The sequence below is a fragment of the Salinirubellus litoreus genome (assembly GCF_037335815.1).
Taxonomy (GTDB): domain Archaea; phylum Halobacteriota; class Halobacteria; order Halobacteriales; family Haloarculaceae; genus Salinirubellus; species Salinirubellus litoreus.
On sequence record NZ_CP147841.1, the window covers coordinates 170294 to 182359 of the forward strand.

The window sequence follows — 12066 nt, forward strand, 5'->3', positions numbered from 1 at the left end:
CTACCACCCCCCGGAGAGCTTAATATAGTGCGTTAGTCCGTAACGCCATGGTGCCGAGCGAAACACCACCGGAGCGTCCGTCCGTGCGGGGGATCCGACCGCTGGCGGCTCCGAGGGGAGAATATGACCGGCGGTAAAACGATCGCGTTCTTCCCGGAGCAGGCGTACGGGCCCGCGCTCAACTCGGTCGGGATCGCCCAGGAGTGCGAGGAACTGGGCCACGAACCCGTGTTCATCACGGACCCCGCGATGGAGGGGTTGTTCGAGGACTACGGGTTCGAGGAGCGCTACGTAGACATGTCGGACCCGGAGATGACGGCCGAGGAGAAGGCCCGCTACTGGGACGACTTCATCAACGAGCACATCCCGAACTTCGACAGGCCGCCGCGGGAGCAGATTGACAACTACATCAGGGAGTGCTGGGAGTCCATCGTCGAGACCGCGAAGTGGTCCGAGGAGGGGCTCCCAGAGGTTCTGGAGGAGATCGATCCCGACCTGATCTGCGTCGACAACGTGGTGCTGTTCCCGGCCACCAAGCGGTACGGCGTCCCCTGGGTCCGGATCACCTCGTGTACGGAAAACGAGATCCCCGACCCGGCCATACCGCCGTACTGCTCGGGCTGTCGCGAGGACGACTACGAGGCCCACTGGCGGTTCGAGGAGCGGTTCAAGGAGGTCATCGAGCCCGTCCACGAGGAGTTCAACGAGTTTCTGGAGTCCTGCGGCGTCGACCCCTACCCGGTCGGCCAGTTCTTCGAGCCCTCGCCGTACCTGAACCTGCTGCTCTACCCCGAACCGCTCCAGTGGGACCGCTGGCTGGCGCTCGACCCCGACCGGTTCCAGTACCTCGAAGGCTGTGTCCGGGAGGAGGAGCCCTACGACGTGCCGGAGTTCGACGGGATGGACGACGCGCCGCTGCTGTACCTGAGCTTCGGGAGCCTCGGCGCGGGCGACACCGAGCTGATGAAGCGGCTCGTCGAGTTCCTGGGAGACCGACCCTACCGCTGTCTCGTGAACGTCGGCGAGTACGTCGACGCCCACGACGAGGACGAGGTCCCGGACAACGTCGAGATATCCGACTGGTTCCCCCAGCCCTCGGTCGTCTCGAAGGCCGACGTCGTCGTCCACCACGGCGGGAACAACACCACCAACGAGTGTCTCTACTACGGGACGCCGGCGGTCGTCATGCCGTACGCGTGGGACGGATTCGACAACGCGACCCGGGTCGAGGAGACGGGCCACGGCTTCACCCTCCACCGCTCGGACTGGACGGACGAGGAGCTCGCCTCGAAGCTGGAGGCCTGCCTGGACGATCCCGAGATACAGGGGAACGTGGCGGCCGCCTCGGAGCACATGCAGGCCGCAGACGGGGCGGCCAAGGCCGCGAGGCTCCTCGACGACCTGCTCGCCGAGCACGCCTGATACGGACGGTTGTAACGATGTACCGGCGATCGCCGGACGGGATCTGCGGTCACCGGTAAAAGACTACAACCGTCCGTATGAGCGATCGACGGCCACGGAGCCGTTCGACGACCGACTCGACGAGGGCGCCGGTAGCGTCGGGCCGCTGGTCGATGGAACGCCACCCCGGGGACGGTCGATGCCGGTGGGTCACGCGGTCGACGTGAGCGTCCCGCCGACGCCCGAGCACTAATAACGGTTCGACGACGATCACCCGAGACATGGACGCACCGACCCGATCACCGCCGAACCGCGTCAGCCGGGGGTCGGGCGAATGAGGCGACGGGCGCACGACCTCGTGGTCGTCGGCTGTGGCATCGCCGGGCTGTGTGCGGGCGTGCGGGCGACCGAACTCGGACTCTCCGTCGCGGTCCTGGAGAAGGCACCCGAGGAGCACCGCGGCGGCCACACCCGCTTCACCGAGTCGTTCCGCATCCCCACCGAGGACATCGATCTCGACGCCGAGTTCAACGTCGAGGACTACTCGACCGCCGACTTCTACTCGGACATCATGAAGGTGACCGACTTCCGGGCCGACGAGGACCTCGCCAAGCGGGTCGCGGAGGGGTCGGTCGAGACGTTCGAGTGGCTGACCGACGACCTCGGCCTCGAGTGGGAGTACCAGGCCCCCCATCCGGGGTACACGGCGGGGCGGGTCTGGCTCGACGGCGAGGAGATGGTCGCCGATCTCGTGTCGATCCTCGAAGCGGCGGGCGGCGAGGTCCACTACGACACCGAGGCCCGCGGCCTCCACCGCGACGACGAGGGGCGCGTGACGGCAGTCGACACCCGCGTCGAGGGTCGGAGAACGAGATTCGAGGGCGAGGCGGTGATCCTCGCTGCGGGTGACTACGGGTCGAGCAAGGAGCGCCGTACTCGCTACTACGGCCCGGGCTACGGCAACATGAAGGTCCGCGGGAGCCGCTACAACACGGGCGAGGCGATCGACGCCGCGATGGACGTCGGCGCGAAGTCCGACGGGGAGTGGGGCGACGCCCACATGGCGATCATCGACGCCCAGTCCCCCGACGTCGAGGGGGGGATCACCCGAATCGACGGCTACCAGTACGGCCTGATCCTCAACCACGACGGCGAGCGGTTCGTCGACGAGGGCGAGGACGCCCGCGCCCACACGTACGCGAAGTTCGGCCGGCGCATCTTCGAGCAGCCGTACCACGAGGCGTTCATCGTCGTCGACTCGAAGGTCGTCGACGACGTGGCCCACATGGGCCCGGGTCGGCCGATCACGGCCGACAGCATCGAGTCCCTCGTGCGTCGGCTCGACATCGAGCGGCCCGAGAGGGCCGTCGAGACGGTGGAGGCGTACAACGAGGCGTGCGACCCCGGCGAGTACGAGCCGAACGTCCTCGACGGGAACAGTGCGACGGGAATCGAACCACCCAAGTCGAACTGGGCGCTCCCGCTCGACGAGCCGCCGTTCACCGGCTACCCCGTCACGGGCGGGATGACGTTCGCGTTCGGCGGCGTCGCCATCACGCCCGACGCGGAGGTGCTCGACACGACCGATCGAACCATCCCGGGGCTGTTCGCGGCCGGAAACTCCACCGGAGGACTGTTCTACGAGAACTACCCCGGCGGGACGGGCCTGACGAACGCCGCCGTCTTCGGGCGGGTGGCCGCCGAGAGCGCCGCCGAGTACGTGGAGACCGAACGCGCACGCGCTGACTGAGGCGCTTTCTACTCGGACTCTCACCGCCTCTCGGACGGGCGTCTCACGGACCCTCGGTGCGCCTCCACGTCGCGCCGGTGCTACGCCTCCCGGAAGTCGGCGGCGACCTCGCTACAGCGTGCGAACTCGACGTCGGGCGTGTCGGCGACGTGTTCGACGAACGCTTCGAGCCGATTCAGCCGCCGAGCCTGACCGATCACCTGCGGGTGCGTCGTGAGGACGAACACGCCCGCCTCGCAGTTCCCGACCATCCAGTCGAAGCTCTCGCGCCAGGCCCGGAAGACGGCCGCTTCGTCGGCGAACCCCTTCCCCCGCCTGTAGCCGAGCGCCGGCCAGTCGTCGCGCTGCCAGGAGACGGGAATCTCGACCACGTCCAGCTCGCGGCCGCGGTCGTACGGCCCGTCCGGCGGCGTGTCGTCGACGTGGAGGCGATAGAGCTCGAACTCCCGGGCCATCGCGCTCGAATCCCACTCGAAACCGAGATCCGCGAGCAGGCCGGGGGTGTGCTCGGAGAAGTCCCACGACGGCGAGCGGTACCCCGTCGGGCGGCCCCCGGTGAGACGCTCGATGCTCTCGATCCCCCGCTCTACGTCCTCGCGCTCGGCCTCTCGCGAGTCGTAGTCGCCCGGTCGCGTGTGCGACCAGCCGTGGTGCTGGATCCCGTGGCCCTCCTCGTGGATGCGGGCCGATACCTCGGGAAAGCTGTCGAGCGTGTGCCCGGGGGTGAACCACGTGGTCGAGATGTCGTGGTCGGCGAGCAGGTCGAGCAGTCGGGGGGCGCCGACCTCCGCGCCGAACAGCCCGCGGGATCGGTTGACGGGCGTGTTCCCCCCGTCGTCGACGTGGATCCACGAGGAGACGGCGTCGAAGTCGAACGTCAGGCAGACCCGGTGCATGGCCGCCGGTCACCTCGGAGGGGAATAAACCCCGGCCCAGAGGGAAGGAACCGCGAGCGGCCCGATCGGGCGGCGTCCGGCCCGGCCGGGGACGGCACGCCCGACCCCCGCACCTCACGTCCACGGTCCGCACGGTCCGAAGACACATACCCACCGCGCCGCGAGACGGGACGAAACTCATGTCCTCCACCGCCGACGTCGCCGCCACGGCCCTCACCGCCCTGCTCGTCCTGTTCGTGGTCGGCTACGGACTCCTGATCGCACAGCAGATCCTGCTCTCGGTCCTCCTCGCCCTCCTCGTGGTACTCGCGTACGTCGCGTGGCGATACGTCCGCTGAGCCCGACGCCCGGCGGGGGGCAACGAGTCGCGGTTCCGCAGGTGTCGGACCGGCGACAGGCTCATGCGGTGCCGTCGACTACCCTCGCCGATGCCCTCCCGCGTCTCCTGGCGGTACGACCACACCACGGAGCCGTGGCTCCGATGGTGTCTGCTCGCCGGCGTGACTGCCCTCGCCGGAGCCTACCTCGGGATGGTCCTCACGGCCGCCGTCTCGCTGGCCCTCGTGCTGGTCGCCGGGGGCGTCGAGCTACGACTGCTCGTCGTCCTCCTCGCGCTCGTCGGCGGGCCGTTCTCGCTGCTCTACCTGCTGCCGATGATCCGCGACCCGGACCAGCGACCGACGCTCTACCCGGAGGGAGCGAAGCGACGGCTCCTGACCCGGGAGCGGCTCGTCGCGGGCGTCGCGGGCGCGGTGGTCCTCGCCGTGGCGTTTCGGGTCGAGCCGCTCCTCGCCGGCGGCCTGTTCGTCGCCGGGGCGCTCGCGGGGCTCGTCGCCGTGCTCTGCTCGACGCGGGGACGCATCGACCCCGAGGCAGGAACCGTCGAGACCGGCGAGCGCGAGTGGGGTCTCTCCCGTGTGACGGGTTACTCGGTTCGACGGATCGGCCCGCTCGCGGTCGTCTCGCTCGACGCGTCGGGGCCGGGGCGCTTCGGGACCGTCCCCTCCCGAATCGCCGTTCCCGTCCCCGTCCTCGACGACGCCACGGCGGCGCTCGACCGGGTCGTTGCCGAGGCCGACGGGACGAGCGGGCGCGAGCCGAACCCGACCGTTCGGGTCGTCGCGGCCGCCCTCGCGGTCCTGTTCGCGGGGGGCGGGGTCGCGGCCGCGGTGTTCGTCGACTCCTTCGACTGGTTCGTGGCCGCGTACGGCCTGCTGTTCGCCTCGCTGTTCGCCCTCGTCGCACGCGAGGGCTGACCCGGCCGGTCACACCCCGCGGGACGCCGCTGTCGTCGGCACGTTCCCGTTCGACGTCGATAGCGCACGTCGACCTGTGGGCCAGCGGATCGTCGGGGCGGACGGTGCATCGTCGGACCGGTAGGTGTCGTCGTCCGGCTACATCGAGAACGTCCGGTACCGTCCGGGGATGTCGGCTCCGCGAACACGGTTCGTCGGAGCCGTTACGTCGTCGTGATCGGAGGGTATCCGGTGACGGCGGCGTGACTGCTACGATAGCGAGGTGAGGGTCACGTCGCCGTCGTCGGTGTGTACCCGTAGCTCGTCCGTCCCCTCGCCGAGGGTCCCGGCGACGTGGGTGTCCGTCACGGTCTCGACAGTCCCGATGCCGGTGGCGGTGACGTTCCCGTCGCCGGTCGTCGCGTCGATCGTCGCGTCGAGCGCCTCGCCTATCTCGGCCGTCACGTCCCCGTCACGCGAGCGGACGGTGGCCGGCCCATCGACGACCGGGATCTCGGCGGTCACGTCCCCGTCACCGGTCCGCAGGTCGCCGATCGAACCCGGGGCACGAACCAGCACGTCCCCGTCGTCGGACCGGGCGGCGACGACGCCGGTCGTCCGCTCGACGGTCACGTCACCGTCCTCGGTAGCCGCGTCGAGGTCGCCCCTGACGTCGCTGGCGACGACGTCACCGTCGCCGGTCTCGACGGTCGGATCGCCGCTCACACCCCGGAGCGTGACCGAACCGTCGTCAGTCCGGACGCGGTCGACTGCGACCTCGCCGGGGACGAACACCGCGAGGTCGACGCTCCCGCCGCCGATTCCGACGACGGGCGGTTCGTGCGTGCCGAGGTAGAGAGCGCCGCCCTCGACGCGGGATCGGAGTTCGAGTTCGTCCACCTCCGTGCTCCCCCGGGCCCGCTTGTGGGCACGGACCCGAACCGTGTCGCCGTCGGTTCGCTCGAACGCCACGGCGGCGTCGGCGTCGCCGACGCGTATCCGGGAGACGTCGGCCGTGTCGAACTCGCGTTCGACCGTATCGGTGGTCGTACGTACCTGCACGAGCGGGGCGCTACAGCCGGCGAGACCCGCGGTTCCGGTCGCGGCGGCCGTACCCAGCAGGCGTCGGCGCGAGAGCGTCGTCGACTCGTCGGCGGGGGCCGTATCGCCGGTGCGGTCGGTGTCGCGAGCGTCGTGAGTGTTCGAGTCGCTGTCGGTGTCTCGGATGTCGGAGGGCATCGTCGTATGGGGAGTGACGGGCTCACGCGCCGTCGGACGGGGTATCGTCGAGGCCGTCGCCGAGCAGGACCACGGTGGTGAAACCGCCGAACCTGGCCAGCCCGTTCAGGACGTGGAGCGAGACCAACAGGGCCAGCACGCCCAGCACGCTACCGGCGAGCGCCTCGCCGAGCGTGTCCACGACGTACGGGCCGACAGTGTAGGTCACCGTACCCGCGTCATAGAACAGGGGCATGGTCAGGAAGGTTCCGGCGACGGAACCGGCGGTGACGAGCGCGACGAACGCGACAACGCCGAAGACGAGCTTCAGGAGGACGAGCAGGAGGCCCGTCCACGTCGTCGGTTCCGATAACAGCCGCCGGGTGGCCTCGACCAGCCCGTCGAGCGTCCGGAGATCCGCGGAGCCCAGGTCGTCGAGCGCCTCGGGTGGCGTCGTCTCCACGCCGAGCAGCCACGTCGCGAGCTTCGCCTCGAACCCGGCGAGGGCGGTCGTCGCGGCGACCGTGAGCACGAGCAGCGGGACGCCGATCAGCGTGACGAGGAGACCGAAACCCGTCGAGAGGCCCGTCGTGACTCCCACGAAGTACGCCAGGCCGAGCGGGAACGCCAGCGCCAGGTACGCGAGGTTGCGGTACGTCTGTTGACGGAACGGCACGCCGAAGAACTGCCGGAGGGCAGCACCGAAGCCGTCTGGGGACCGTGTCGTCGACATCGTTACGAGTACCGCTTCGTCCCGTAGCTCCGTATAAAGGGAGACCGGACTGCCGTCCCGGCGACTGGACACAAGAATTATGTACTGCTAGTCGAGCGGTAGATGGCCGCCAGCCCGACGGTGTGCGAGAGGGTCACGCCGAGAATGGTCTGGGCGTCGGTCAGCGAGAGCAGCGGCGCGACCGCGTAACTCACCGCGTAGGGAACGACGGCGACGAACAGGACCCCGACGGCCAGCACCCGCATCGTCTCGCTGTCGTTGCGGCGGTAGCCGCGGTACGCCAGGTGGCAGACGTAGAGTCCGAGGACGACGGTGACGGTTACGGTCAGCGCGGTGAGCGTCCCGAGGGGCGTTCCGAGGCTCATGAGCGGTGGACCACCGAGAGGATGACGAGCAGACCACACAGTTTGCTGACGGTCACGACGAACGTCCGCTCGGTCGCAGTGGCGACGGCGACGTTGCCGAGGACGAGCCGGACGAACATCGGCGCCGGCGCGAGCAGCAGGAGCCCGACCGTGAGGTGGAGGAGCGGTCGTCGTCTCGTCCGCAGGTAGCCGCGCGCGTATCGATAGGTGACGAGGACCGACAGCCCGAGGGCGACGAAGAACACGACGACGGCGGCGACGGCCGTCGGCGTCGATCCGCCGATGGTGTCCACCTGTGCGACGGCACCGCTCGCGACGGTCGCGAATTCCGTCCCGGTGGTGGATCGGGTCATCCCGATAGCTCCTCGTACAGTCGCGTGAACCGATCGGCGGCGTGCTCCTCCGCGTAGTCGACGTCGACGACCAGTCCGTCGTCGGTGAGTTCGACGGTCACCCGTTCGAGCCGCGCGGCGTACACCTCGTGGTGGTGACCTCCGGGGTCGAGCCGCTGGATCCCCTCGATGAGGTCGCGTTCGCGGAGGCGCTCGACCCGGCGGTAGATCGTCGACTCGGAGGCGTCGCAGGCGTCGCTGAGTGCCTCCGCCGAACGGGCGTCCCCGTACGTCTCGACGAGGATGCGTCGCGCGTACTCGTCGTCGAGGAGCGCGTAGAGTTCCTCGTCGTCGGTGCGCCCGTCGCTCTGCTCCATCGTGCCTTCGACCCGGTACTCCTCGTCGCATCGGAAAAGGGTGACCCCTCCCCCGGAGATTTATCCCCCGGCCGCCGCGTGCTACGGGTGACCCCGGATGTCCGGCGTCCTCGCCACCCTCCGCGCGTCGGTACCCCGACCCACGCTCCGGGCAGTCGCAACTGCACCGCTGCGCCCCCGTACCTACGGGAATCTCCTGTACCTGGCGCTGGCGTTCCCGCTCGGCCTGGCCTACTTCGTCTTCCTGGCCGTCGGGCTGTCCCTGAGCGTCGGACTGTCGTTCCTCCTGGTCGGCGTCCCCCTGTTCGTCGCGGTGCTGCTGGTCGCGCTACTGCTCGTGACGGTCGAGCGTTACCTCGTCGCGTGGCTGCTCGGCGTCGAGGTGGGGACGCCGGACTGGCCGTTTCTCGACCGGGAGGGGGCGGTCGCCCGGGGGCGAGCGCTGGTACTCGACCCCGCCGTCTGGACGGGCGTGGTCTTCCTCGCGACCAAGCTCGCGTTCGGGACCGCGTCGTTCGTTCTTCTTCTGACGCTCCTGCTCCCGGCGGGCGTCCTCGTCGCCACCCCGCTTTTCTATCGGACTCCGGGCGCGCGCGTCGGGCTGTTCCTCGGGGACGGTATCAGTCGGGAGCTCTCGCTGTACGTCCCCTGGGAGCAACTTCTCGTCGGCGTCTCGTTCGTCGTCCGGCTCACCTCCTGGGAGGTGGACACGCTCCCCGAAGCACTCGCGATGTCGACACTCGGCGTCATCGGGCTCGTCCTCGCGCTCAACGTGCTGAACGTGGTGGCGTGGCTCGGCGGGCAGTGGGCCCGCCTGCTACTCGGCCCCCGGATTCCGGCACTTCTCGGGCGCGTCTGAGGGGCGTCGGTCCCGACCACCGCGACGGCGGATGACGAGTCGAGTCAGTCCCGTCCGGTCCCGCGTCCCCATCGCCGGTCGAGCCGTGCCAGCCAGGGCGCGACGTGCTCGTACCCGAGCGCGGTGAGCGCGCCGAGCGAGCCGCCCCACACCAGGTGGGTCGCGAGGGTCATCGACGAGAGGCTCGGGAGCGGTGCCGGGATGCCGAGCAGTCGAAGCCAGACCGCGGAGATCACCCCCGCGGCGACGAACCAGAGGACGAGCCCCCAGCCGATCCCGATCCCCACGTGGGCGGGGATGGAGTCCCAGTATCGCCCGGGCGCTACCGAGACGAGGCCGGCGAAGACGAACCCGAAGACGACGCTGTGGAACTCGTGGGTGATCCAGCCGACGAGCGGGTCCTGGGCCCCGTAGAACACCCCGATGACACCCACGGAACCGCCGAGGAGTTCGGCGACCCCCCCGTACACCACGCCGGCGACCAGCGCCGCGCCCAGGGTGACGACCAGCTGTGGAGTAGCGGGCCTGACGCCGGTCAGCCCCGAGCGGATCGACCGCAGTCTCGGGCCGTCCGGGTCGGCCCGCGGCAGGACGACCGTCACCGTCGACCCGTCGGGGCCGACGTCGGTCTCGATCGATCCGTGGTAGCTCTCGACCAGGAGCCGGACGACGTTCAGCCCGTAGCCCGCCCGGGGATCGTCGTACCGGGTGACCTCGCCGGTCTCGAGGAGCCGCTGCTGACGCTCGGGGAGCCCCGGCCCGCCGTCGGTCACGCTCACGCGGACGGCGTTCGCCCGCGTCCTCACCGATACGTCCACCGTCGTCCCCCCTGCCTCCGCTCCGGAGTAGACGACCGCGTTCTCGATCAGGTGCGTGAGCACGCGTTCGAGCCGATCGTTCGCCCGCACCCGGGGTACCTCGGCCGGAGTGTCGACCGAGACGCTCGCCCCGGGGTGTGTCTCGTCGATCGTCTCGACGCTCCGGCCGAGACAGGCCGCGAGGTCGACCGCCCCCATGCGACCCTCGTTCAGCCTCGCGCTCCGGGTCAGGTACTTCACCTCCTCGATCGTCGCCTCGATGGCGTCGGAGTACTCCCGGATCACCGCTCGTGCCTCGGGGTTCCCGCCGTCGGCGAGCGTGGCGTACCCCCGGATGGCGGTCAGGGCGTTGAGCACCTCGTGGCGGAGCAGCCGGTTGAGCACCTCGAGCCGGTTGGCCTGGTGGCGGAGCTCGCCGCGCTGTCGGCGGTCGCGCGCGGCGTACAGCCCGGTGAGCGTCCCACCGACGCTCCCGCCGATGAGGAAGTTCGAGAGGTAGGCCCGCGACCGAACCGTCGCGAGGTCAGGGAGCTCCCCGGTCGTCGAACCCAGCAGCGTCAGGACGACGAGCACCAGCATCCCTCCCGTTCCGGCGAGACACCAGGCGGCCGTCGTCCGCACGAACGCGGATTCGACGTCGGCGACGGCGAGCGCGACGCCGAGCGCCGCGAGCCCGAGCCCGAGCGCCAGCGGGACGACGCCCGCGAGGTAGAACTGTGTCGGATCGTCGTAGACCGACAGCGTAACCGTGAACCGGGTCAGGAAGAAACCCACGCCGGCGATCACGAGCCCGCTGTAGTTCACCCGTCCCGACACAGTCATCTCGTCGTACCGTCCGCGCGTGCGAGCATAAACGCGCTCCGCGTTTCGAGTCGCGTGCCGCCGCGTTCCCCGCCACGGACGACCGCCCCAGGTAACGGTCCCGCGTCGGTGGGGCACGCCGTCGCAGACTCAAACGCGTGGGTGAGCCTGGACAACCGGCTTCAGGACCGGCGGCGAACCACGGGACATGGACACGAACCCCGCCACCGTCCGTCGTCACACATCGAGACGTGAGGTCCTCGGCGCGCTCGGAACCGGACTGTTCGCCACCGTCGCTGGGTGTTCCGGGGCGGGATCCCCGGGCCGGTCTGCGGAGAGGGAGGCGGAGCTGGTGAGCGAGACGCTCCGGGTACCCGCGGGGGCGTACGAGGTGCGGAGGTTCTCGCTCGACGGCGAGCGGTGGCTCACGGTCGGGGCGAACCTCTCGGACCGTTCGGTCGACGTCAAGCACGACGGACCGGCCGTGGACGTGTTCGTCATGCGGCCCCGGGCGGCCGCCCGATACCGGCGGGGCGAGCCGTTCGAGTATCTCGAGGAGGTGAGCATGCCCGACGTCGTCAACGGCGAGGTCGCCGCGACGGTCCCCGCCGGCGAGTACGAACTCGTCGTCGACAACACGAACAGGGGGCCGGGAGCGCCGGGCGAGTCGGAGGTCGACGCCGTGGTCGACACCGCCGTGACCGCGGCCTCCGAGCGCGACCGTGGAGGTGTGGCATCCGTCCCGATGGGCTGACCGGGCAGGCCCGCCGGCCCTGGTCGGGTGTCCGCCCCGCGAGTACGGGGTCGGCTACATCGTCGGACTGGGTTCCTCGACCGGCCCGCCCGCCTCCTTCCAGACGGTGAATCCGCCCTCGACGTTCACGACCGACGCGAGCCCCATCTCCCCGGCGCGATGTGCGGCGAGTGCGGAGCGGGCACCCGCGGCGCAGTGGAACGCGAACAGCCTGTCCTCGCCGAACACCTCGATGAAGTACGGGCTCTCCGGGTCGACGTGGAACTCGAGCATCCCGCGGGAGGCGTGAACGGCTCCGGGGATGCGCCCGTGCTCGACGAGTTCCTGGGCGTCCCGGACGTCGACGAACACCACGTCGTCGTCGCCGTACCGCTCGATAGCCTCCGCCGTCGACCACTCCTCGATCTCGTCGAGGGCCTCGGCGACGAACTGCTCGTACCCCTTCACGATCCGGCTCCCGGAGGCCGACCCGCCGCTCGTCGCTGTCATGACACACTCGAAACGATATCAGAGGACTTATACTTATC

General features: G+C 69.9%; 14 protein-coding genes. 6 read left to right on the forward strand and 8 right to left on the reverse strand.

The window, feature by feature from the left end; translation table 11 throughout:
* Positions 1-123 precede the first annotated feature (123 nt).
* Together WDJ58_RS00830 and tcuA are read left to right on the forward strand one after the other, a co-directional pair.
* Entirely contained in the window at positions 124-1422 is a 1299-nt protein-coding gene (locus tag WDJ58_RS00830) for a glycosyltransferase (protein WP_338915726.1), read from the forward strand.
* Positions 1423-1735: 313 nt separating this feature from the next.
* Positions 1736-3151 carry an FAD-dependent tricarballylate dehydrogenase TcuA gene (gene tcuA / locus WDJ58_RS00835; protein WP_338915727.1) on the forward strand — a complete coding sequence of 472 codons (1416 nt, stop codon included), beginning with the start codon at positions 1736-1738 and terminating at the stop codon, positions 3149-3151.
* 80 nt (positions 3152-3231) lie between these two features.
* Here tcuA and WDJ58_RS00840 read toward each other — a convergent pair whose 3' ends face one another.
* Positions 3232-4047 (reverse strand): polysaccharide deacetylase family protein, encoded by an 816-nt coding sequence (locus WDJ58_RS00840; protein WP_338915728.1) that lies wholly within the window; start codon positions 4045-4047, stop codon positions 3232-3234.
* Positions 4048-4226: 179 nt separating this feature from the next.
* On the opposite strand from WDJ58_RS00840, the gene WDJ58_RS00845 reads away from it, so the two are divergent.
* Both WDJ58_RS00845 and WDJ58_RS00850 read left to right on the forward strand, forming a co-directional pair.
* The gene (locus WDJ58_RS00845) at positions 4227-4385 is read left to right on the forward strand and encodes a hypothetical protein (RefSeq protein WP_338915729.1); all 159 of its coding nucleotides are present in this window, start codon (positions 4227-4229) and stop codon (positions 4383-4385) included.
* Positions 4386-4475: 90 nt separating this feature from the next.
* Positions 4476-5303, forward strand: coding sequence for a hypothetical protein (locus WDJ58_RS00850; RefSeq protein ID WP_338915730.1), 828 nt, complete (start codon positions 4476-4478; stop codon positions 5301-5303).
* Positions 5304-5552: 249 nt separating this feature from the next.
* On the opposite strand, the gene WDJ58_RS00855 is transcribed toward WDJ58_RS00850, so the two are convergent.
* From WDJ58_RS00855 to WDJ58_RS00875, 5 genes are all read right to left on the reverse strand, one after another.
* Positions 5553-6521 carry a DUF4097 family beta strand repeat-containing protein gene (locus WDJ58_RS00855; RefSeq protein ID WP_338915731.1) on the reverse strand — a complete coding sequence of 323 codons (969 nt, stop codon included), beginning with the start codon at positions 6519-6521 and terminating at the stop codon, positions 5553-5555.
* A gap of 22 nt (positions 6522-6543) precedes the next feature.
* The gene (locus WDJ58_RS00860) at positions 6544-7233 is read right to left on the reverse strand and encodes a sensor domain-containing protein (protein ID WP_338915732.1); all 690 of its coding nucleotides are present in this window, start codon (positions 7231-7233) and stop codon (positions 6544-6546) included.
* Between the two features lie 77 nt (positions 7234-7310).
* Positions 7311-7598 carry a DUF7521 family protein gene (locus WDJ58_RS00865; protein WP_338915734.1) on the reverse strand — a complete coding sequence of 96 codons (288 nt, stop codon included), beginning with the start codon at positions 7596-7598 and terminating at the stop codon, positions 7311-7313.
* Positions 7595-7951, reverse strand: a complete 357-nt coding sequence (locus WDJ58_RS00870) for a hypothetical protein (RefSeq protein WP_338915735.1) — start codon at positions 7949-7951, stop codon at positions 7595-7597. Before WDJ58_RS00870 ends, WDJ58_RS00865 begins: the two co-directional genes overlap by 4 nt.
* Entirely contained in the window at positions 7948-8307 is a 360-nt protein-coding gene (locus WDJ58_RS00875) for a helix-turn-helix domain-containing protein (RefSeq protein WP_338915736.1), read from the reverse strand. Before WDJ58_RS00875 ends, WDJ58_RS00870 begins: the two co-directional genes overlap by 4 nt.
* A gap of 97 nt (positions 8308-8404) precedes the next feature.
* Between WDJ58_RS00875 and WDJ58_RS00880 the strand changes: the two genes are divergently transcribed.
* Positions 8405-9166 carry a sensor domain-containing protein gene (locus tag WDJ58_RS00880; protein ID WP_338915737.1) on the forward strand — a complete coding sequence of 254 codons (762 nt, stop codon included), beginning with the start codon at positions 8405-8407 and terminating at the stop codon, positions 9164-9166.
* 44 nt (positions 9167-9210) lie between these two features.
* Here WDJ58_RS00880 and WDJ58_RS00885 read toward each other — a convergent pair whose 3' ends face one another.
* Positions 9211-10806 (reverse strand): HAMP domain-containing sensor histidine kinase, encoded by a 1596-nt coding sequence (locus WDJ58_RS00885; RefSeq protein WP_338915738.1) that lies wholly within the window; start codon positions 10804-10806, stop codon positions 9211-9213.
* Between the two features lie 187 nt (positions 10807-10993).
* Between WDJ58_RS00885 and WDJ58_RS00890 the strand changes: the two genes are divergently transcribed.
* The gene (locus WDJ58_RS00890; RefSeq protein ID WP_338915739.1) at positions 10994-11539 is read left to right on the forward strand and encodes a hypothetical protein; all 546 of its coding nucleotides are present in this window, start codon (positions 10994-10996) and stop codon (positions 11537-11539) included.
* Positions 11540-11593: 54 nt separating this feature from the next.
* Here WDJ58_RS00890 and WDJ58_RS00895 read toward each other — a convergent pair whose 3' ends face one another.
* A complete protein-coding gene (locus tag WDJ58_RS00895; RefSeq protein WP_338915741.1) occupies positions 11594-12028 on the reverse strand; it encodes a rhodanese-like domain-containing protein in 435 nt (144 codons plus the stop codon).
* Between the last annotated feature and the right edge of the window lie 38 nt (positions 12029-12066).